The organism is Parolsenella sp., assembly GCF_982402205.1.
The window spans coordinates 1-19801 of the sequence record NZ_CEVYAT010000016.1 but is presented as its reverse complement, the minus strand read 5'-3'; the positions used below and the strand labels follow the sequence as shown (position 1 = coordinate 19801).

The 19801-nt window shown below is 65.4% G+C and carries 15 protein-coding genes and 7 tRNA genes; 4 read left to right on the top strand and 18 right to left on the bottom strand.

Annotated elements, in window-relative coordinates:
* The first annotated feature begins 246 nt into the window (after positions 1-246).
* Complete coding sequence (locus AC1VTH_RS02130; protein ID WP_481334470.1) at positions 247-984, top strand: VUT family protein; 738 nt, start codon at positions 247-249, stop codon at positions 982-984.
* Complete coding sequence (locus AC1VTH_RS02125) at positions 984-1667, top strand: SDR family NAD(P)-dependent oxidoreductase (RefSeq protein ID WP_481334469.1); 684 nt, start codon at positions 984-986, stop codon at positions 1665-1667. The genes AC1VTH_RS02130 and AC1VTH_RS02125 overlap by 1 nt, the downstream gene beginning before the upstream one ends.
* Positions 1668-1836: 169 nt before the next feature.
* Here the strand turns inward: AC1VTH_RS02125 and AC1VTH_RS02120 are convergent, their stop codons facing one another.
* From AC1VTH_RS02120 to tig, 5 genes are all read right to left on the bottom strand, one after another.
* Entirely contained in the window at positions 1837-2736 is a 900-nt protein-coding gene (locus AC1VTH_RS02120) for a YitT family protein (RefSeq protein ID WP_301829697.1), read from the bottom strand.
* A gap of 227 nt (positions 2737-2963) precedes the next feature.
* On the bottom strand, positions 2964-3695 hold the full coding sequence (locus AC1VTH_RS02115; protein ID WP_481334468.1) for a trimeric intracellular cation channel family protein: 732 nt from the start codon (positions 3693-3695) through the stop codon (positions 2964-2966).
* 3 nt (positions 3696-3698) lie between these two features.
* Positions 3699-5072, bottom strand: a complete 1374-nt coding sequence (clpX, locus tag AC1VTH_RS02110; protein WP_481334467.1) for an ATP-dependent Clp protease ATP-binding subunit ClpX — start codon at positions 5070-5072, stop codon at positions 3699-3701.
* Between the two features lie 3 nt (positions 5073-5075).
* Positions 5076-5699 (bottom strand): ATP-dependent Clp protease proteolytic subunit, encoded by a 624-nt coding sequence (locus tag AC1VTH_RS02105; protein WP_481334466.1) that lies wholly within the window; start codon positions 5697-5699, stop codon positions 5076-5078.
* A gap of 127 nt (positions 5700-5826) precedes the next feature.
* Complete coding sequence (gene tig / locus AC1VTH_RS02100; RefSeq protein ID WP_293673845.1) at positions 5827-7155, bottom strand: trigger factor; 1329 nt, start codon at positions 7153-7155, stop codon at positions 5827-5829.
* 263 nt (positions 7156-7418) lie between these two features.
* Here tig and AC1VTH_RS02095 point away from each other — a divergent pair.
* Positions 7419-7505: transfer RNA gene (locus AC1VTH_RS02095), tRNA-Leu, on the top strand.
* A 142-nt stretch (positions 7506-7647) separates the two neighbouring features.
* Here the strand turns inward: AC1VTH_RS02095 and gdhA are convergent.
* The 12 genes from gdhA to AC1VTH_RS02035 all read right to left on the bottom strand — a co-directional run bounded on the left by gdhA (position 7648) and on the right by AC1VTH_RS02035 (position 17200).
* Positions 7648-9003 carry an NADP-specific glutamate dehydrogenase gene (gene gdhA, locus AC1VTH_RS02090; protein ID WP_293673846.1) on the bottom strand — a complete coding sequence of 452 codons (1356 nt, stop codon included), beginning with the start codon at positions 9001-9003 and terminating at the stop codon, positions 7648-7650.
* 373 nt (positions 9004-9376) lie between these two features.
* A complete protein-coding gene (locus AC1VTH_RS02085) occupies positions 9377-10306 on the bottom strand; it encodes a diacylglycerol/lipid kinase family protein (protein ID WP_481334465.1) in 930 nt (309 codons plus the stop codon).
* A gap of 66 nt (positions 10307-10372) precedes the next feature.
* Positions 10373-11725, bottom strand: coding sequence for a branched-chain amino acid transport system II carrier protein (brnQ, locus tag AC1VTH_RS02080; RefSeq protein WP_481334464.1), 1353 nt, complete (start codon positions 11723-11725; stop codon positions 10373-10375).
* A gap of 250 nt (positions 11726-11975) precedes the next feature.
* A tRNA-Gly gene (locus tag AC1VTH_RS02075) sits at positions 11976-12049 on the bottom strand.
* A gap of 6 nt (positions 12050-12055) precedes the next feature.
* A tRNA-Pro gene (locus AC1VTH_RS02070) sits at positions 12056-12132 on the bottom strand.
* Positions 12133-12341: 209 nt separating this feature from the next.
* The gene (gene ptsP, locus AC1VTH_RS02065) at positions 12342-14048 is read right to left on the bottom strand and encodes a phosphoenolpyruvate--protein phosphotransferase (RefSeq protein ID WP_293674033.1); all 1707 of its coding nucleotides are present in this window, start codon (positions 14046-14048) and stop codon (positions 12342-12344) included.
* 115 nt (positions 14049-14163) lie between these two features.
* Entirely contained in the window at positions 14164-14427 is a 264-nt protein-coding gene (locus AC1VTH_RS02060; protein ID WP_073294102.1) for an HPr family phosphocarrier protein, read from the bottom strand.
* Between the two features lie 206 nt (positions 14428-14633).
* A complete protein-coding gene (gene pfkB, locus AC1VTH_RS02055; protein WP_293674032.1) occupies positions 14634-15608 on the bottom strand; it encodes a 1-phosphofructokinase in 975 nt (324 codons plus the stop codon).
* A gap of 141 nt (positions 15609-15749) precedes the next feature.
* On the bottom strand, positions 15750-16202 hold the full coding sequence (locus AC1VTH_RS02050; RefSeq protein ID WP_293674031.1) for a PTS sugar transporter subunit IIA: 453 nt from the start codon (positions 16200-16202) through the stop codon (positions 15750-15752).
* Positions 16203-16906: 704 nt separating this feature from the next.
* A tRNA-Lys gene (locus AC1VTH_RS02045) sits at positions 16907-16982 on the bottom strand.
* Between the two features lie 45 nt (positions 16983-17027).
* Positions 17028-17103 (bottom strand) — tRNA-Lys (locus AC1VTH_RS02040).
* A gap of 21 nt (positions 17104-17124) precedes the next feature.
* Positions 17125-17200 (bottom strand) — tRNA-His (locus AC1VTH_RS02035).
* A 275-nt stretch (positions 17201-17475) separates the two neighbouring features.
* Between AC1VTH_RS02035 and AC1VTH_RS02030 the strand changes: the two genes are divergently transcribed.
* Positions 17476-17552 (top strand) — tRNA-Arg (locus AC1VTH_RS02030).
* A 173-nt stretch (positions 17553-17725) separates the two neighbouring features.
* On the opposite strand, the gene feoB is transcribed toward AC1VTH_RS02030, so the two are convergent.
* Positions 17726-19801 (bottom strand): ferrous iron transport protein B (gene feoB / locus AC1VTH_RS02025; protein ID WP_481334463.1); only part of this gene is annotated, 2076 nt, incomplete at its 5' end.

Below are 19801 nucleotides of genomic sequence, written 5' to 3'. Positions count from 1 at the left end.
TCCCCGCAGGTGGCCCGCTTCGTCGCCGCGATGGAACGTGTCGTGGCCGAGCAGGACTAGCAACCCGCCCATGCCAGGGAGGCGAGTCGTAGGCACACGAACCACGCCGGCGCTCGCCCCACACCGCCCACACTTCCCTAGCACTCCCGCCCTGCGCTATGATGGTTCGCCGGCGCCGCCAAGGAGCGCCCGCGCTGTTCGGTTCCGATATCCAGCGCGTTACAAGCTAAAACCAAAGGAGAAGACATGTTCCGCCGTACCCTTGAGGACTACAAGGTCCTGCTGCGCAGCATCCCGTCCGCCACCGTCACCTGCTTCGTGGTGAGCGTCATCCTAATGAACCTGCTCGCGAACAAGGAGCTCATCAGCCTCCCGTGGCTCGCGCTCGACTGCGGCTTCACCCTCTCGTGGGTGTCGTTCCTGTGCATGGACATGATCTGCAAGCGCTTCGGGCCCAAGGCGTCCGTCAGGGTGTCGCTGCTCGCCCTTAGCATCAACCTTGCCGTCAGCGCCCTGTTCTGGCTCGTGAGCCTCGCCCCCGGCATGTGGGGCGCCTACTACGACACGGGCTCGCTCGAGGTCAACGCCGCGCTCAACGCCACCATCGGCGGCTCGTGGTACGTCGTGCTCGGCAGCTCGCTCGCAATGCTCTGCTCGTCGTTCGTCAACTCCCACGTGAACCAGTTCATCGGCCACCTGACCGACAACGGCAGCTTCGCCACGTTCGCCCTGCGCAGCTACGTGAGCACAGGCGTGGGACAACTCGTCGACAACCTCGACTTTGCCATCGTCGTCTCGCACGTGTTCTTTGGCTGGTCCTGGCTGCAGGTCCTCACCTGCTCCGTCACCGGAGCCCTGGCCGAGCTCGCCTGCGAGGTGCTCCTCTCCCCCGTTGGCTTCAGGGTCGCGAGCACCTGGGAGCGCGAGGGCGTGGGCGAGGAGTACGTGAGGACCCATGCCAGCGAGAGGGAGGCAAGAGCCTAGTGGACGTCCTCATCACCGGCACCTCGCAGGGGATTGGCCTTGCCTGCGCGCGGCTCTTCCTTGAGCGTGGGCACCGCGTCTGGGGCGTCGACATCCAGCCCTCGACGATCGAGCACGAGCACTACCAGCACTTCCTCGCCAACGTTGCCGAGAAGAACCAGCTGCCCGCCAACCTCGAGCCCGAGCTCATCGTCAACAACGCCGGCGTTCAGGGCTCCGCGGACGACATCGCGGTGAACCTCGTCGGCACGATGAACGTCACCGAGACCTACGCCTTCGTGGACGAGGGCCTCGCCGCCACGCCCGCGCCGCGCATCCGCTCGGTGGTGAACGTGGGGTCTGCCAGCGGCCACACGGGCTCGGAGTTTCCGGCCTACGCGGCCTCGAAGGGCGGCATCCTCGCCTATACCAAGAACGTCGCGAACCGCCTGGCCCCGCAGGCCATCTGCAACAGCGTCGACCCCGGCGGCGTGCTCACCGAGCTCAACCGCTGCGTCATGGACGACGAGCGCATGTGGGGCCGCATCATGGACCTCACGCCGCTGCGCCGCTGGGCCACGCCCGCCGAGATTGCCGAGTGGGTCTACTTCGTAGGCGTCACGAACCGGTTCATGACGGGGCAGAACCTCCTCGTCGACGGCGGCGAGGCCGGGCGCAGCGAGTTCGTCTGGCCCAGCGAGTAGCGAGACGGCAGAAGTAGCGAGACAGCGAGGCCTCGAGGCTCAGGCTGCCACCGCGCCCAATCATTCGAGCACCCGCATTTACGCGCTCAGCGGCCTGCTAGCACGTAAATGCGGGTGCTCGACTCTGCTGGCACGCAGAAGTGTGTGCTCGATCGTCATAGCGCGGGCGCTACAGCCCGCGGTCACCCTCGATCTTGCGGAAGCCCTCGCCAAAGGCCTCGTGCGCCTCGGTGATGACCACGATGGCGTCGGGGTCGATCTCGGCCACGATCGTCTTGAGCGGCGTCACGTCCTCGCGCCCCAGGATCACAAAGAGCATCGGGCGGCTCTCGCCCGTGTACTTGCCACGGGCCAGCACCTCGGTGCAGCCGCGGTCGAGGTCGTCGAGGATCGAGCGGGCGATGGCCTCCTGCTCGCGCGAGATGATCCACGCCACGCGCTCGCGGCTGGGGCCGTCGATGACCATGTCGATGACCTTACCCATGAGAAACATCGCAATGGTGGCGTACATGGCGTTCTCGAGCGAAAAGACCGAGGCAGAGATGGCGACGACCATCAGGTCGGTGATCGTGACCCACGTGCCCACGGGAATGGGCGTGTGGCGCGCGAGGATCTGGCAGATGATGTCGGTGCCGCCGGTGTTACTGCCCGCGCGAAACACGATGCCCAGCCCCACGCCGCAGACCACGCCGCCCCACAGGGCCGCAAGCAACAGGTCGTCGGAGGCCAGAACCGGCAGCACTGGCGCGAGAAGGTCGATGAACACGCTCGACAGAACTATGCCCGCAAGCGAGCGCAGCACGTAGCTCGCCCCACCCACGCGCGCCGCCACGATCATGAGCAGCGCGTTCATCACGAGGGTCTGCATGCCCACGGGCAGGTTGGGGCCGCCCAGGGCGAGCACCGCGGCGCGCAGGGTGATGGCCAGGCCCGAAATGCCTCCGGGCGCCAGGCCATTGGGCTCCATGAAGCAGTTGAGGCCCACCGCGAACAACAGCGAGCCCACCGCAATGAGCCCAAGGTCGCGGGCGAGGTTTCTCTTACTGATGGCTTTGAGATCGACCGACATGCAAGACCTTTCACCTTTTGGTTCACAGCCCTCTATTGTCGCGACCAAAAAGCGTCCGGGCAATCCAGCCAAGTGGAGTGCCCGGACGCCAACGTCCCCGTCATATGTTGTGTCGTGCGAGAGATGCGTGGGACCGGCAGCCCATCCGTACGCAGGACCCCGCAAGCCGCGGTGCGCCCACGCGGGCGACCCAGCCGGCCCCAACTCATCCGCAGCGGAAGCGCGCCCTACCTGCGGCGCCTCGAGCGCGAGCGGGAGCGCGTGCGCAGCCGCTGACGCATCGTGCGGGCGGCCTGGGCCACGCGGGGCTTGAAGTCGGCCTCCTCGCGCGTGCGCCAGTCGAAGCGAATCGACAGGTAGCGCAGCAGGAGCACGGCAAACACGCACGCGAAGCCCGCGACCACGAGGTTAACCCCCGAGAACGCGAGGGCCGCGAACGCGCACGAGCCTCCCAGGCAGGCCATCGCGTAGTAGTTGGACCCATGGAAGATGGCCGGCGTGATGCCCGTGAACGAGTCGCGCAGGGCCCCTCCGCCCACCGCCGTGATGACGCCCATGATCACCACGTAGAGCGGGTCGAGCCCAAAGGCAAACGTCTTGCTCGAGCCGGCGAGCGCAAAGAGCGCCACCGACAGAGTGTCCGCAAGCAAGATCGACCGGTTAAGGTCGAGGAAGATCCCGCGGAAGTAGAACGTGAGCAGGCAGATCGCAAACGAGACCCAGATGAGGTCGGGGTGCGACATGAAGTAAACGTCCTGGGCGCCCAGCAGCAGGTCTCGCACGATGCCTCCGCCGAAGCCCGTGAGAAAGCCCGCCACCGTGACGCCCACGACGTCGAGCTTGCGCCGACAGCCGAACAGCGCCCCCGTGAGGACGCCGACGACCACCGACGCGTAGTCGATGACAACCGGAACGGTGAGGACGGTCGAGGCCTGCCCCACCAGGAGCGACGCGTCCACCCGCTACTCTGCGCGGTGGCCGGCCTTGTGGGTGTGGACGAGCCTGGGCTGCTCGTCGCCGTCCACGGAGGCCTTGGTCACGACGACCTTCGAGATGGTGAGGTCGCTCGGGACGTCAAACATCGTCTGCTGCAGCGTCTTCTCGCAAATGGCGCGCAGGCCGCGGGCACCGGTCTTGCGCTCGAGGGCCAGGTGGGCCATCTCGCGCAGGGCGTCATCCTCGAACTCCAGCTCGACACCCTCGAGCTCGAACATGCGGCGGTACTGCTTCACGATGGCGTTACGCGGCTCGGTGAGGATGTGCACGAGGTCGTCCTCGGTGAGCTGGCGCGTCGAGCAGATGACCGGGATGCGGCCCACAAACTCGGGGATCATGCCAAAGCGGTGCAGGTCCTGCGGGGTGACCTCGCCCATGAGCTCGTCCTCGGACTCGGTGACCTTGGTCGCGAGCTCGGAGTCAAAGCCAATGCCCTTCTTGCCCACGCGGTCGGCCACGATCTTGTCGAGGCCCACGAAGGCGCCACCGCAGATGAACAGGATGTTCGTCGTGTCGATCTTGATGAGCTCCTGCTGCGGGTGCTTGCGGCCGCCCTGGGGCGGAACGCTCGCGATGGTGCCCTCGAGGATCTTGAGCAGCGACTGCTGCACGCCCTCGCCGGACACGTCGCGCGTGATCGAGAGGTTCTCGGCCTTGCGGGCAATCTTGTCGATCTCGTCGATGTAGACGATGCCCACCTGCGCGCGCTCGACGTCGCCGTCGGCGGCAGTGATGAGCTTGAGCAGGATGTTCTCGACGTCCTCGCCCACGTAGCCGGCCTCAGTGAGGGTCGTGGCGTCGGCGATGGCGAACGGCACCTCAAGGAAGCGTGCGAGGGTCTGGGCCAGCAGCGTCTTGCCCGTGCCCGTGGGGCCCAGCAGCAAGATGTTGCTCTTGGCGAGCTCAACCTGCTCGTGGTCCATCACGGAGTCGGCGCCGGCGGCGTGCGCGCTGGCCTCGAGACGCTCGTAATCGTCCTCGTAGTGCTCGTCCTCGAGGCCGTAGAGCACGCGACGGTAGTGGTTGTAGACGGCCACGCTCATCGCACGCTTAGCGTCCTCCTGGCCCATGACGTACTGCGAGAGCTCCTCGTAGATCTCGTGCGGCGTGGGAAGGTTCGTGATGGGCAGCGTGGGCTGCTCGTCCTCGCCGTCGGACGTGCCGTAGGGGTCGATGTAGTCGCCCGCGTCGTGGACCATGCCAGCGCAGGCGTCGATGCACTCGTCGCAGATGTAGACGCCGTCGAGACCCTTGACGAGCTTGCGCACCTGGTCGCGGCTCTTGCCGCAGAACGAGCAGCGGACGCCCTCGGGGTTCTCGGGGTCGCGGTAGCTAGGCACGGGCTACTCCTCCTTGGCGGCGTCGGCGCGGCTCTTGATGACCTTGTCGACCAGGCCGTAGGCGCAGGCCTGGTCGGCGCGCAGGTAGTTGTCGCGCTCGGTGTCCTGGTTGATGCGCTCGATGGGCTGGCCAGTGACCTCGGAGAGCATCTCGTTGAGGTGCTGGCGAATCCAGGCGGTCTCGTTGGCGACGATCTGGATGTCGGTCTGCTGGCCCTGGACGCCCGAGCTCGGCTGGTGGATGAGCACCATCGAGTTGGGCAGGCACATACGCTTGCCCTTGGCGCCGCAGGCGAGGATGGCGGCGCCCATGGAGGCGGCCATGCCCACGCAGATGGTGGAGACGTCGGGCTTGATGTAGTTCATCGTGTCGATGATGCCAAAGCCCGCGTAGACGTCGCCGCCCGGCGAGTCGATGTAGAGCATGATGTCCTTGTCGGGGTCCTGGGCCTCGAGGTGGAGCAGCTGCGCGATGACGAGGTTGGCCGAGTCGCGCGTGACCTCCTCGCCCAGGAAGATGATGCGGTCGTTGAGCAGGCGGCTGTAGATGTCGTAGCTGCGCTCGCCGCGCGGCGTCTGCTCCACGACGTACGGGATGTTCGGAATGTTGCGAACCGGGCTGAACATTCGGTCCTCCTTGCCTGTGCTGGCGCCGCAGGTGCGGCGTCATGTGAGAAAAAAGCCGGACGGGGGCACTCCCCCGCCCGGCGTTTATACCCAATTGGGCGCAGACGCGCTCGAGCGGGCGGCTCGACTACTCGGCGTCCTTGGCGGCCTCGCGGGCGGCACGGCGCTCGGCGATCTCGTCGACCTCGGTGACCTTGGCGTTCTCGACGAGCCAGTTGACGGCCTTGGAGCGCTTGACGGTCTCGCGGACGGCGGGCATGCGGCCGGCGTCCTTGAACTCCTTCATCGAGGCGTCGACGTCTTTGACGCCGGCATCCTCGAACTCCTTGCGGACGTCCTCTTCGGTGGCCTCGAGGCCAAGCTTCTTGGCGAGGGCGTCGAGGGCCAGGGACTGGCGGGCGCGCTCGGCGGCCTGGGCGTTGAGGTCCTCGAGGAAGTCGTTGATCTGGATGCGGCGGGCGCTCAGCCAGGCGTCGAGGGTGAGGCCCTGACGCTGGAGCTGGCCGAGGAAGTCCTGGGCGATCTCGTCGAAGATCTGCTTGACGTAGTCCTCGGGGAGCTCGTCGAGCTTGAGGGACTCAGCGAGCTTCTCGATGACGCGGGTCTCCTTGATGTTGGGGAGCTGCGCCTTCTTGTCCTCGGCGATCTCCTCCTTGAGAGCGTCCTTGAGGGCGTCGACGGTGTCGTAGCCAAAGCCCTTCTTGGCGAGCTCGTCGTCGAGCTCGGGGACGACCTGCTTCTTGGCGCTCTTGAGCGTGACCTTGACCTTGACGGTCTTGGGCTCGTCGCCCTCGATGCTGATCTCGACGTCCTTGGTCTCGCCAACCTTCATGCCCTTGATGGCGTCGTTGAAGGCAGCCGGCACGGTGGAAGAGCCGATCATGAACGGGCGGTCGGTGCCGGCGAGGTCCTCGCCGTTCTCAACGTTCTCGATGTCGAGGGTGAGCATGTCGCCCTCGGAGGCGGCGAAGTCGTCGCCAGCGTCCTCGTAGGTGGCGTGGTAGTTCACGAGGGTCTCGAGCTGCTCGGCAACCTCGGCCTCGGTGACCTCGGCGGGCGGCATGTTGATCTCGGGGGCGTCATAGCTCTCGAGCTCGCAGTCCGGGCGCAGCGAGATGGTGGCGGTGACCACGTAGTCGGAGCCCTCGGAGACCAGGACCGGCTCGTCACCGTAGGTGGGCTGGCCAACGGGCACGATGTCGAGCTCGTCGAGCATGAGCGGCGTGGCCTCGTTCAGCACGTCCTCGGAGGCCTCGGCCAGGACGTTGTCCTTACCAACCAGGCCGTCGATGACGGGGCGCGGGGCCTTGCCCTTGCGGAAGCCCTGGAAGCGGTACTTGTTGGCGATGTCCTTGTAGGCCTTCTTGATGGCGGCGTCGACATCGGCAGCGGCGACGGTGAGCGTGGCCTCGAGCTTGTTGTCCTTGGGCTCGGCGGCGGTGACGGTGATCTTCAACGTTCCTCCTGATGGATCGTTCCTGCGCGGCGGGCCGTGCGGGCCCGGGCGAACTTATGCGGGATTGCCCGTGGGCGCGCCCGCATGCACAAACAGAAATATCTTAACAGTATGAGGGTGCCAGCGCGACCAAAGCCGTCCAAACTACGTGATGAGACCGTGACACACCGCAAGATGCTGTATCATTCTTTTCTATTGACGGAAGGGGCGCGGCGCAGGTGCGCTCCCCTCTCGCGGCGCCCGTTGCGAGGCGCCACCATCACGCGGGCGTGGCGGAACTGGTAGACGCGCTGGATTTAGGTTCCAGTGGGGGAAACTTCGTGCAGGTTCGATTCCTGTCGCCCGCACCACGATGCTGCAGCGGCGGTCGCCTTCCGGCGGCCGCCGCTTTTTGTGCGGCCGCTCCACACAACCCAACAGGCGCTTAAAACAAAAGAGTGGACCCTGGCACGAGGCCAAGGTCCACTCGGGTGGGCAAAGGCAGGCCGCTGGCTAGCAGACGCCCTGGGCCATCATGGCGTCGGCGACCTTCAGGAAGCCGGCGATGTTGGCGCCAAGGACGAAGTTGCCCTCATGGCCGTACTCGCGGGCGGTGTCATCCACGTTGTGGAACATGCCGCGCATGAGCTGCTCGAGCTTGCCGTCGACCTCGTCGAACGTCCAGGAGAGGTGCTCGGCGTTCTGGCTCATCTCGAGACCGGAGACCAGCACGCCACCGGCGTTGGCAGCCTTGCCGGGCATGAAGGCAACGCCATTCTCCTGCAGGTAGTTCGTGGCGTCGATCGTGGTGGGCATGTTGGCGCCCTCGCCCACGACCTTGCAGCCGTTGGCGACGAGGGCCTTGGCATCCTCGAGGTGCAGGGTGTTCTCACGGGCGCACGGAAGCGCGATATCGCAGGGAAGCTGCCAGACGCCGCGGCCGTCCTCGGCGTGCCAGGTGGCACCGGGACGCTCGTCGACGTACATGGCGAGGGAGACGCCCTTGTCGTTGCCGGAGCGCTTCTTGTTGTAGATGTGCTCGAGCACCTGGTAGTCGACGCCCTCGGGGTCCTCGACCCAGCCGTGGGTGTCGGAAGCAGCGAGCACCTTGCCGCCCAGCTGGGAAACCTTCTGGATGGCGTAGATGGCAACGTTGCCCGAGCCGTGGACGACGACGTTCTTGCCCTCGAAGGAGTCGCCGTTGCTCTTGAGGTACTCGTCCACGAAGTACACCAGGCCGTAGCCGGTTGCCTCGGTGCGAGCGAGCGAACCGCCAAACGAAAGGCCCTTGCCGGTGAGCACGCCGGTCCACTCGTCGCGGATGCGCTTGTACTGGCCAAAGAGGTAGCCAACCTCACGGCCGCCAACGCCCAGGTCGCCGGCGGGAACGTCGGTGTTGGGGCCGATGTGGCGGCACAGCTCGGTCATGAACGACTGGCAGAAGTGCATGATCTCGTTGTTCGACTTGCCCTTGGGGTCAAAGTCGGAGCCGCCCTTGCCGCCGCCCATCGGCAGCGTGGTCAGCGAGTTCTTGAGGATCTGCTCGAGGCCGAGGAACTTGAGCATGCCCAGGGTGACGGTGGGGTTGAAGCGCAGGCCGCCCTTGTAAGGTCCGATGGCCGAGTTGAACTCGACGCGGTAGCCACGGTTGACCTGGACCTTGCCGGAGTCGTCGACCCAGGGGACGCGGAACATGATGACACGCTCGGGCTCGACGAAGCGCTCGAGCAGCGAAGCCTGCTCGTACTCGGGGTGCGCGTCAAGCGCGGGCTGTAGGGTGCCCAGGATCTCGGTGGCAGCCTGGATGAACTCGGTCTGCTCGGGATAGCGATCCTTAAGCTCGGCGAGGACCCTCTCGGTATACGTCATGGGATTCTCCTCTCGCGCGCATGAGCGCATGGGAATGGCCGCCCGTGCCTCCACGGAAGCGGTCGCAGTACCAAAACCTTTAACAAAATAGCGCCGCGCCACGACACGGCCCCGAAAAAGAGGCGCACTGTTGCACTGTCGTAACATATCCATTAAAGCCGCTGGTCTTTAACGCAATTGCAATTAAGGGAAGCATGCGGCAGATGTGGAGAAGCGAGGCGGGCGGGGCATGCCTGCACCGCACCGGCACGCGCGGGCACGCCGCGAGACGGGCGCTTCCGCACCTCGCCTCACGCAGAATCGCGCCGCATCCACCAGGCGCCCGCACGCGCCCTCAAGCGCCAAGCTCCGCCGTCGCAATGTCAGCAAGCGCCTACATCTGCCACGTGGGGCAGATGACCTCGAGCGCGCGATGGACGCACCCAATCTCGAAGTGAGACCCGCCCACGCGCTCGCCGTCTGCCTGGCACGGCGGCTCGCCCTCAAAGTCGATCACGAGGCGCGAGGCCTGGGCAAAGTCGAGGTAGCGCGAGGTCGTGTGCCGGCCAAACCGCGCCCGCGCAAGAATCGAGAGCGCCGCGGCCTTGCCGGGCGAGCCGTGCGAGTAGCACACGTCGAGCAGACCGTCGCGGGCGTCGGCCTCGGGGCAGATGCGAAAGCCGCCGCCATAGGTGGGGCCCACCTGCACGGCGAAGATGAGCGACGAGCCCGCGACCTCGCGGCCGTCGAGCGCAGCGGTGAAGTCCCACGCGCGCAGCTGGTGGAGCACCACGTCGACGCCCGAGGCGGCAAAGAGTCGCGTGCCATGGGCGCCGCTCGCCCGCCTGCGCTCCATCGTGTCGAGGGCGATGGCCGCGTCGACGCCAAACGAGAGCGTCTGGTCGAAGTAGGTGCCGTTCACGATGCCAAGGTCGAGGCGGCGTATCACGCCCTGGAGAAGCTGCCCCAGCGACTTCTCGGGAGCGTTGGCGGCCATGCCGAGCGTGCGCGCGTAGTCATTCCCCGAGCCAAGCGGAATGACGCCCAGCCTGGGGCGCCGCGCCTCGCCAATCTTCATGAGGCCATTGACCACCTCGTGGATGACGCCGTCGCCGCCAAGGGCCACGACGGTGTCGTAGCCGGTCGCCGAGCGCGCCACCAGCGTGGCGTCGCCGGGGCCGCGCGTGAGCCTGACCTCGAAACCCTCGGTCGCAGACTCGTAGGACCCAAGCGTGCGCAGAACGAACTCGGCTCCCTCGGCGCCCGCGCCGCTCTGTGCGGCCGGGTTCGCGATGACCAGCGTATGTCCAAGTTGAAGGGTCACGCGGCTCCCCCGCTCGCAGCCTGGCGCCCCGCGGGCGCGCTCAAGGGCGATTGTAGCGCGCCTCCCCTAGGCACTGCGCCCCGAGGCGGCCGAGTGGGCGAGCCCCACGAGGAGCGCGGCGGCGGCCACCGGCAGCCACGCCATGCCGATGTCCGCGAGTGGCAGCGCGTCAAGTGGCAGCCACGTGCCAGGTGCGAACGTGTCGCGCAGGGACACGGCCACGCCCTCGACGGCCACGCAGGTGCCCACCCAGCGCCACACCTGCGGGTGCGCGTCGCAGAAGCCATGCGCGAGCCCCATGGCAACGAGCACGATGGCCACCGGGTAGAGGGCGCCCAGCAGCGGCACCGAGAACATCAGGATGGCGTCGAGCCCCACGTTGGACAGCATGCACGAGAAGAGCGCAAGGCCAGCGGCCATGAGCGAGAAGGCGCGCGTGGGCGCGCCGTCCGGCCCGTCGGGGCCGCCCACGACGTAGGCGTCGCAGAAGTAGCGGGCGCAGCAGCTGATGAGGCCAATGCAGACGTTGAGGCAGGCAATGAGGAAAATGAGACCCACGACGACGGTGCCCGCAAGGCCAAAGTGGCGTGTGGCAGACTCGGTGAGGATGACGGCGCCGTTCGTGGCGTCGGGGATGACGGAGCCAAGACCCGCGCCCACCAGGGCAAGGCCGCCATAGACGAGGCACATGAGCACGCCCGCGATGACGCCCGCGCGCGAGATCTCGCGCGCCTGGCCGGCCGCGTCGGTGACGCCCATCTCGCGCACGGCCTCGGCGATCACGATGCCAAAGGCGAGCGAGGCGAGCAGGTCCATCGTCTGGTAGCCCGTGAGGAAGCCCTGCACGGCGGCCGCCCCGTCGTAGGGAGGCTGTGGCGCGGCAGGCGCACCGTCGGGGGCAACGAGAGCCGCGCCCACCACCACGACGATGAGCGCGATGAGGGCGGGGCCGGTCACGCGGCCAAGGACGCGCGTGATGACGCCCGGGCGCAGAGTGAGGGCGAAGGCCACGACAAAGAAGACCACCGAGAAGAGGAGGCGGGCCACGTCGACCGAGGCGCCAGCGGGCAGAAGCGGCGCCAGCATCTCGAAGGCCGTCGAGCTCGTGCGCGGAATGGCAAGGCACGGGCCAATGGCCAGGTAGACGGCGCCCACGAACACCTCGGCAAAGCGAGGGTGCACGCGCGAGGCAAGGTCGCGGGCGGTGCCGGCGAGCGCCACGGCGATGATGCCCAGAATGGGAAGGCCGATGGCCGCCACGAGGAAGCCCACGAGGGCAACCGGGGTGGCGGTGCCCGCCTGAAGCGCAAGCAGCGGCGGAATGATGAGGTTGCCGGCACCAAAGAACATCGAGAACAGGGCGATGCCAACGGTGAAGGACTGCCTGGGCGCAAGGGCCTGGCTCGGCGTGTGGGTCATGAGCACCTCTCAGAAACGACGATGGTCTGCCCAGTCTATAGGAGGAGGCGGACCGATAACAGGCCTTATCCGACGAGCGCGAGAATTGCGGTGCAAAGGTGCCAGGCGGATGTCTCCGGAAAGACCGTCGCTCTCACCCAGCGAGCCGTGCGCGTTCCGCCCGAAGGCTCGCAGCGGCCCAAGCGGGCCACATCAGGCCACGCATAAGAAAACAGCCCAGGGCGCAATGCCGCTGGCCTGTTTGCTCTCATGGAGCGGGTGACGGGAGTCGAACCCGCGTCATCAGCTTGGAAGGCTGAGGTTCTACCGTTGAACCACACCCGCGTGCGTTGGTCGGGGCGACTGGATTCGAACCAGCGACCCTCTGCTCCCAAAGCAGATGCGCTACCAAACTGCGCCACGCCCCGGAACGCCGGTTAAGTATAGACGAGCGCGGCGAATCGGGCAAGCTTCGCCTAGCGCTGGCACCTGCGCCTCACGGGCAGCGCCACGGCCAGTAGCACCGCGCCGGCTACCACAGGGACCACCCAGCCCGCCGTCGCGTTGTCCCCTCGCAAAAAAAGGGACCCCGGGCGCAGGTCCCGGGGTCCCTTGGAAGCTGTGGGTGGCTCAGAAGCTACTTCTGGGCAGCCTCGAGCGCGGCCTTGACCTCTTCCTTGGTCTTGAGTGCGAGGACCTTCTCGGCCAAGGCGTCGGCCTCGGCCTTGGTCCACTGCGAGATGATCTTGCGGGTGCGCAGGATCGACGGGGCACTCACGGAGAACTCGCCCAGTCCGAAGGAGATCAGCAGCGGGATCAGCAGCGGGTCGGCCGCGGCCTCGCCGCACATGCCAACCATGATGCCAGCCTTGTTGCCCTCCTCGATGATGCGCTTGATGGAGCGCAGGACGGCCGGCTGGTACGCCGTGTACAGGTAGCGCACGGCGTCGTTGCCGCGGTCGGCGCACATGGTGTAGCCAATGAGGTCGTTGGTGCCAATGGAGAAGAAGTCGCACTCGGCGGCCAGGTCATCGGCGATGAGGGAGGCAGCGGGCGTCTCCATCATGGTGCCAACCTCGATGTCCTTGTTGTACTCCACGCCCTCGGCGTCGAGCTCGGCCTTGCACTCCTCCACGAGGCGCTTAGCGTCGCGGACCTCGTCAAGGTCGGTCACGAGCGGCAGCATAATCTTGATGTCGCCAAAGGCGGAGGCGCGCAGCAGGGCGCGCAGCTGCACCTTGTACTGGTCGGCGTTGGCCAGGCAGTAGCGGATGGCGCGGTAGCCCATGAAGGGGTTGTCGTCGTGCGTGAGGTGCAGGTACGGGATCTCCTTGTCGCCACCCACGTCGAGCGTGCGGATGATGACCGGCTTGTCCTTCATGCGAAGGGCGACCTTCTGGTAGGCAGCGAACTGCTCGTCCTCGCTCGGGAGCTCCTTGGCGTCCATGAACAGGAACTCGGAGCGGAACAGGCCAACGCCCTCGGCGTCGCGCTCGGCGGCGACGTTGGCGTCATCAGGGTTGCCGATGTTGGCGACGAGCAGCTTCTCGATGCCGTCGGCCGTCTTGGTGGCAACGCCACGATAGGCCTCGAGGGCGGCCTTCTCGGCAGCGGCCTTCTCGGCAGCGGCGCGGAACTCGGTGAGCTCGGCCTCGGACGGGTTGATGACGACCTCGCCGGTGGTGCCGTTCACGACGACGGTGTCGTCGTTCTTGAGCAGCGAGCAGGCATTCTCGAGCGAGAGAACCGCCGGGATCTCGAGGGCGCGGGCGATGATCGCGGAGTGCGACGTGCGGCCGCCCACCTCGGTGACGATGCCGGCGACGTTCTCCTTGTCGATCGTGGCGGTCATGGACGGCGTGAGGTCGTGCACGACGACGATCGAGTCCTTGGGCAGGACGGAGAGGTCAACAAGGTCCTTGCCCAGCAGCTGGGCGAGGATGCCGGTGCGAATGTCCTGGACGTCGGCGCAGCGCTCACGGATGAGCTGCTCGTCGGAGGCGTCGAACATCGCGTAGAACATGTCGCAGACCTCGTCGATGGCCTGCTCGGCGCACTTGCCCTCGACGATGCGGTTGTTGACCTCGTCGATCATGAAGGGGTCGTTGGCCATGGTGATGTGACCCACCATGATCTCGGCCTCCTTCTCGCCCACCGTGACCTTCATGCGGTCGGCCTGGGCCTGCGTCTTGGCGCAGAAGGCGTCGAGGGCGGCCTGGTAGCGGGCCTTCTCCTCCTCATCGGTGTCCTGGTGCGTAGCGGGCACGTAGGACAGGTCCGGCTCGACGGCGACGCGAGCGACGCCAATGCCGATGCCGTCAGATGCGTTAACACCCTTGTACATTCGATCCCCCCGGATACTTCGAACGGTGTGTTCATAAGTGGAGGGGCCAGCGCATGCGCCGCCCCTCCCTTGTGCGCGTCTTTTGTGGCACGGGCCCTAGAGGCCCTGGAGCGATTTACTCGCCGATGCCGCTCTTGACGAGCTCGACGGCGGCGGCGAGAGCGTCGGCCTCATCAGCGCCATCACACTTGATCTCGATCTCGGTGCCGCAGGAAAGGCCGGCAGCCATGAGGGCCATCGGCGACTTGCCGTTGGTCTCCTTGCCGTCAGCGACGACGGTGACGGTGGAGGCGAACTTGCCCATGGCGGAGGCAAACGTGCCAGCCGGACGCATGTGCAGACCCTGCGGGTTGATGAGCGTGACCTTCTCGGAAACCATGCTGAACTCCTTGTTCTCTTCGGCTCTTGCGAGCCCCTTCCCCGAATCGCAACGGAAGCATGCGCGCGCGTGCTTGGGCGCGCACGCGCGCATCCGCTGAAATACCTGTTTTGCAGTCTAGCAGAGTGGCGCTCGACTGACATAACAATACCCGCCGAACGGACGCTCATTCGCTTCCATTTGGCGGGTATCGAAAAAAGAGCTACTTACTTCTCGGCCTTCTTGGCGGCCTCGGCGGCCTCCTTGACCTTGTTGGCCTCGTACTCGGCCATGACGCCCTGGAGCGACTTGTAGAACTTCTCGATGGTCGAGCGCTTGGCAAGGCCCTTGCTCGCGGCGGTGGCGCTGCCGCAGGCAGAGGCAAAGTTAAGGGCGTCCTGGTACTCCATGCCGCCGTCGAGGCTCGCGAGGAAGCCGGCGACCATCGAGTCGCCCGCACCGGTGGCGTTGACCATGTGGCACGGCGGGCACTTGGTGATGTACTCCTTGCCATCTGCCGCCACGAGGGCCGAGCCCTCGCCGCCGCAGGAGACGATGACGTTCTGGGCGCCCTGTTCGTGGAGCTTGCGGGCGTAGGGCATGCACTCCTCAGGCGTCTCGGGATTGACCTCGAAGATCTTGCCCAGCTCGTGGTTGTTGGGCTTGATGAGGAACGGCTTGCTCTCGAGCGACTGCAGCAGCAGCGTGCCCGGGGCGTCAACCACGAAGCGGATGCCGCGGCCGGCGAGGCGGGTCATGATAATCTGGTACATGTCATCGGGCAGGCACTTGGGGATGGAGCCCGTGAGGACCAGCGTGTCGCCGGCCTTGATGCGGTCGAGGCGACCAAAGAGCTCGTCGACCTTGTCATTGGGAATCTTGGGGCCCATGCCGTTGATGATCGTCATCACGATGCCGTTGAGCTTGACGTTGATGCGCGTGAAGCCCTTGTCGAGGCGCACGAAGTTGCAGGTGACGCCGGCGCTCTGCAGGGTCTCGAGGATGTAGTCGCCCGTGAAGCCGGCGATGATGCCCAGGCAGATGGTGTCGACGTTGAGCTCGTTGAGGATGCTGGAGACGTTGATGCCGTTGCCGCCGCAACGAACCTCCTCGCTGGAGGAGCGGTTGGTGAAGCCCATGTCGAGCGTGAGCGGGTGCATGACATAGTCGACGGCGGGGTTGAACGTAACGGTGTAAATCAAGGCGACGCCCCTTTCACACAGATTTTGCGCAGACTCAAGTATGACACAGAAAGGGCCTCCCAACTGCACGTTCGGAGGCCGCTCGGGCAAAAAGTTGACCCCGAATCCATGAGCAATCGCCAAGGATTCGAGGTCATGGGGCTAATTCTCGAGGCCCTCGTTGATGGCTGCGACGATCTGGGCGGCGTCGGTCGCCTCGCGCACGGTCTCGCAGAAGCTCTCCTGCAGCAGCGCGGCCGCGATCTTGGAGAGGATGCGCAGGTGCTCGGTACCCTGATCGCCGTCGGGAATGAGCAGGGCGATGACGCAGGAGACCTCGGACTTGTCCATGGTCTCCCAGGCGACGGGGTTGGCGAGGCGCACGACCACGATGCAGGGCTCGGAGACGGCAGCGCTCTTGCAGTGAGGAATGGCAAAGCCGCCCTGCATGCCCGTGGAGCCCTCGCCCTCGCGGGCCTTGAGCCCGGCTAGCAGCGCCGCGGCATCGGAGGTGGCGCCTAGCTCGGCGGCCTTGTCGGCGACGAAGGCCAGGACCTCGTCGCAGGAGGTGGCGGAGCAGTCGAAGAACACGTGGGACGAATCAAGGATTGCCATTTGAACTCCCCTTTTTCAGTCGGCCGGAAAGCCCCTCCAGCCGTTTCTTAACGTATCTTCAATCTTACTCATGCAAAGACAGCTGCGCAAAACAAACTCGCAAATTCTTGAAAATGCAAGTGAAATTTTGGTAGATGGCTACAAATTAATGGTCAAGCGGTATCTATCAGTAAGGAAATATTTGGGCGAGAAGGGCGACCGCGGACGCGACGAGGCCGTGAGACAGTAGTGCGATTACGTCCATCTACCGCATGCCACGTGCCTGCCGTTTGCAAGAAGGACGGCCACGGATGCGACGCATCGCATGAATCCGCCGTTTGCAGCATGTCTGCCGCTTATGCCAGGCCGTCGCTCGCGCTGGGCCGCAGCTTGCGCTGGGCCATCGCCTTCGCCAGAGCGTCGCCCTAGCCGAGCCGTCGCCTTCGCCAGCTCGTCACCCCAGCCAAGCCCATCATCCATACCAATCCTGCTGTTTGCACCAAACTGCGGTTCTTGCCGCGCGGTTTTACTCAAACATACGTTTCTTGCCGTATTTCTCGCGTCAAAACGGAAAGTACCGCAAGAACGTAACAATCTGCGCAGCAAGAACCGCACTTTGCAACATTTCGCATTAAGAGGAACGCGACATTGGTAACGAGGAGCCGAAGGCAGAAGGCATGTACAGCAAAAGACCCCAAGCCAAAGCTTGGGGTCATTGCTTTAGATGGTGGTCCGTCAGGGGTTCGAACCCTGGACCTTGGGATTAAGAGTCCCCTGCTCTACCAGCTGAGCTAACGGACCATCTATGTGTTCAGACAGTATAGACTGTCTGACGGGAAAAACAAGTGGTGGTTCGTCAGGGGTTCGAACCCTGGACCTTGGGATTAAGAGTCCCCTGCTCTACCAGCTGAGCTAACGAACCATGTTCCTTGAATGTGTGAGATGGGGTGGGTGAAGGGGCTCGAACCCTCGACCTACGGAGCCACGGTCCGTCGCTCTGCCAACTGAGCTACACCCACCATTTGTCACGCCTTCAAGCAGCTCGTCTATTATGCACAGCACACGCCGCGCATGCAAGGGGGAATTTCAAAAAAGTTTTGAGCGAGGACGTCGGCGCCCGTAGACGAACAAATAGAGATCGTGTATACGGTCGAGAAGCCCAGCCCGCACGGCTTCAGCTTCTTCGCCTCGCCGAGACGGCGGCAGGCAGGAGCTTGAAACCCCGCTGACCGGCGCGCACTCCCCCAGGTGGTTGATTGCGCTAGAATGGTCAAACCGCATCGCGCATGCGAAGGCGCCCTTAGCTCAGCTGGATAGAGCACCGGACTTCTAATCCGACGGTCGAGCGTTCGAATCGCTCAGGGCGCACCAGAAACGTACGAGGTCGGAAGGCACGTTTAGCCTTCCGACCTCTTTTTGCCCCTATTCATTTGGGCAAGAATGAGCCAAATTCATACGGAGTGCGGCCGACCAGGCAACCCTCGCCCAGCCGGCCGCGTATCATGAAGCATCAGAAACATTACACCCGCGCCACGCACGCAGGCCTACAGCACGCCAACCGCCAACATCACGGTGTGGAAGGCGAACGCCACAAGCCAGGCAACGCCCACCTGCAGGGCAAAGACGGCTGCGGCATAGCGGCCACCCAGCTCGCTCTTGACCGTGCCGATGGCGGCCACGCAGGGCGGGTAGAGCAGCGTGAACACGAGGAACACGTAGGCCGTCGACGGCACGAACAGGCCCGAGAGCGCCGTCGCGGACGAGGAGCCCAGAAGCACCGCGAGCGTGGAGATGACGCTCTCCTTGGCCAAAAGGCCGCACACGAGGGCACACGACGCCCTCCAGTCGCCAAACCCCAGGGGCGCAAACACCGGAGCTATGAAGCCGCCCACCATCGCCAGCAGGCTCTGGGACTGGTCGCTCACCACGTTCATACGCACGTCGAACGTCTGCAGGAACCACACGGCCACGCTCGCCACGAAGATGATCGTGAACGCCTTAGTCACAAACCCCTTGGCCTTGTCCCACGCAAGCATGAGCGTGGTCCTGAACCCCGGCAGGCGGTAGTTGGGCAGCTCCATGATGAACGGCACGGGCTCGCCCTTGAACGCCGTGCGGCGCAGCACCAGCGCCACGACCATCCCCACCACGATACCCAGCACGTAGAGCGACACGATGGCGGGCACCGTTGCCTGGGGGAAGAACGCCGCGCACAAAAGGCCGTAGACCGGCAGCTTGGCCGAGCAACTCATAAACGGCGTGAGCATCACGGTCATCTTTCGGTCGTGCTCGGAGGGCAGCGTGCGCGTCGACATGATAGCCGGCACGCTGCAGCCAAAGCCCACGAGCATGGGCACGAAGCTCCTGCCCGAGAGACCAAAGCGCCTCAGCACCTTGTCCATGACAAAGGCAACGCGCGCCATGTAGCCCGAGTCCTCGAGGATCGATAGCAGCAGGAACAGCACCACGATGATGGGTAAGAAGGACAGCACGCTGCCCACGCCCGCCAGCACGCCGTCCACCACGAGCGACTTCACCACCGGGTTCGTGCCAAACGTCGTGAGCGCGTCGTCAATCGCCGAGATGCCCGCGCCCACGAGCTGCTCCATGAGGCCCTGCAGGGGTGCCCCCACCGCACCAAACGTGAGCCAGAAGACCGCCGCCATGATGAGCAGAAACATCGGGATGGCGGTGTAGCGACCCGTAAGCACGCGGTCGATCGCCATCGAGCGCAGGTGCTCGCGGCTCTCATGCGGCTTGGTCACGCAGGCCTGGCATACCCCCTCGATGAACGAGAAGCGCATGTCGGCCAGCGCCGAGAGGCGGTCGGTACCCGACTCCTCCTCCATCTGCGAGATGATGTGCTCGATGCCGTCGAGCTCGTTCTTGTCGAGGTGAAGGGCCGAGATCACGAGCTCGTCGCCCTCGACGAGCTTCGTGGCCGCAAAGCGCACCGGAATCTGCGAGGCGCGCGCGTGATCCTCGATGAGGCTCGCGATGCCATGGATGCAGCGATGGACAGCGCCGCCGCCGGGGCCGTCGGGCGTGCAGAAGTCGAGGCGCCCCGGGCGCTCATCGAAGCGCGCCACGTGCACGGCGTGCTCGACCAGCTCGTCGATACCCTCGCCCTTCACGGCCGAGATGGGCACCACGGGCACGCCCAGCTGCCCCTCGAGGCGGTTCACGTCGACCGAACCGCCGTTGGCGAGCACCTCGTCCATCATGTTGAGCGCCACCACCATGGGGCGGTCGAGCTCGATGAGCTGCAGCGTGAGGTAGAGGTTTCGCTCGATGTTGGTGGCGTCGATGATGTTGATGAGGGCGTCGGGCCGCGAGTCGAGGATGAACTGGCGGCTCACGACCTCCTCGCCCGTGTAGGGAGAGAGCGAGTAGATGCCGGGCAGGTCGGTCACCGTGGCCTCGGGATGGTTGCGGACGGTGCCGTCCTTGCGGTCGACCGTGACGCCCGGGAAGTTGCCCACGTGCTGGTTTGAGCCCGTAAGCTGGTTGAACAGCGTGGTCTTACCGCAGTTCTGGTTGCCGGCCAGGGCAAAGCGGATGGGGTCGCCGGCGGCGATGGCCATCCTGCCGCCGCGCGGGGTCACGCCCTCGCCCAGGGC